Below are 1288 nucleotides of genomic sequence, written 5' to 3'. Positions count from 1 at the left end.
GGGCCGGCAGAACGGTCATGCGCCGTCAGCACCACCATTCAGCCCCCGGGCGTATGCTGGAACCCTGTCCCACGGAGCCGCCGCATGCACATCGTGTACAAGGCCGACAACCTGTTCGACGCCCACCTGGTCAAGCACGCGCTGGAAGATGCCGGTATCCCGGCCTTCGTGTTTGGCGAGCAGCTGCTGGGCGGCATGGGCGAGCTGCCGCTGTTCGGTGTGCTGCGGGTGGGAATCCCCGAAGCGGCACGCCCGCAGGCCGAGGACATCGTGGCGGCGCTGGACTTGGGCCACGCGCCGGACGCCCCCATTTCAGATGCAGACGACATAGCCGGACGTCCGGCGTAGGAGCGCATCATGTTGGGAATTGGCCAGGGCATCCTCGGCATCGGCGCCTTCAAGCAGCGCCTGCCGCGCCCGGAAGAGGCGCTGCCGGGGCGTGACCAGCCGCTGCCGCTGCACAGCAACCAGCACTTCGTGAACAGCCATCCGCTGAAGGACCGTTTTGCCGGCCTGCAGCAGATCCGTTTCGCGCTGGGCTGCTTCTGGGGCGCCGAGCGCAAGTTCTGGACCGAACCGGGCGTGTACAGCACCTCGGTGGGCTATGCCGGGGGCATCACTCCGAACCCGACCTATGAAGAGGTCTGTTCGGGCCTGACCGGCCACACCGAAGTGGTGCAGGTGGTGTTCGACCCGGCGGTGGTGAGCCTGGAGCGCTTGTTGCAGCTGTTCTGGGAGAGCCACGACCCGACCCAGGGCATGCGCCAGGGCAACGACACCGGCACCCAGTACCGCTCGGCGATCCACACCACCGACGAAGCCCAGTACAAGGCCGCGCTGGCCAGCCGCGAGGCCTACCAGGCGCAGCTGGATGCGGCCGGCTACGCCCCGATCACCACCGAGATCGTGTACCCGGCACCGGCGTACTACTACGCCGAGGACTATCACCAGCAGTACCTGGCGAAGAATCCGAACGGCTACTGCGGCATCGGCGGCACCGGCGTGAGCTGCCCGATCGGGTTGGATGTGGAGGCGCCGCGCTGACGCGCGGTGGTCCGCCTGCGGCGGGCGACGTCAACGGCTGAAAGCCAAGGCCAAAGCCAAAGCCAAAGCCAAAGCCAAAGCCAAAGCCAAAGCCAAAGCCAAAGCCAAAGCGGCTCTGGGTTGCTGCTTGTTGGGTGGGGCGGTGTGGGTTGGCAGGACACGCCGTGAACCCCGCTCCGCGGTCCGGCCCAGCCGCTGGCGGCTGTGCGTTCGGGCGCTTGCGAAGCAGTGCTTCGCAAGCAAA

General features: G+C 67.2%; 3 protein-coding genes. 2 read left to right on the top strand and 1 reads right to left on the bottom strand.

Annotation, left to right across the window (positions count from 1 at the left end; genetic code table 11):
• Positions 1-84: 84 nt before the first annotated feature.
• Both O0K41_RS22240 and msrA read left to right on the top strand, forming a co-directional pair.
• Positions 85-348 carry a DUF2007 domain-containing protein gene (locus O0K41_RS22240; RefSeq protein WP_049450145.1) on the top strand — a complete coding sequence of 88 codons (264 nt, stop codon included), beginning with the start codon at positions 85-87 and terminating at the stop codon, positions 346-348.
• Positions 349-378: 30 nt separating this feature from the next.
• Positions 379-1044 (top strand): peptide-methionine (S)-S-oxide reductase MsrA, encoded by a 666-nt coding sequence (gene msrA, locus O0K41_RS22235; RefSeq protein ID WP_049461128.1) that lies wholly within the window; start codon positions 379-381, stop codon positions 1042-1044.
• Positions 1045-1074: 30 nt separating this feature from the next.
• On the opposite strand, the gene O0K41_RS22230 is transcribed toward msrA, so the two are convergent.
• Positions 1075-1288: hypothetical protein (locus tag O0K41_RS22230; protein ID WP_308304568.1), on the bottom strand; the 214-nt coding region annotated here is incomplete at its 5' end.

The organism is Stenotrophomonas sp. Sm2128, from assembly GCF_030985535.1.
In the GTDB taxonomy this organism is placed as follows: Bacteria; Pseudomonadota; Gammaproteobacteria; order Xanthomonadales; family Xanthomonadaceae; genus Stenotrophomonas; species Stenotrophomonas maltophilia.
The sequence above is the reverse complement of the archived record's forward strand: the minus strand, read 5'-3'. Positions and strand labels throughout refer to the sequence as shown.

Coding starts and splice junctions, on each gene's coding strand:
- O0K41_RS22240 (WP_049450145.1), top strand. CDS start 85: ATGCACATCGTGTACAAGGCCGACAACCTGTTCGACGCCCACCTGGTC.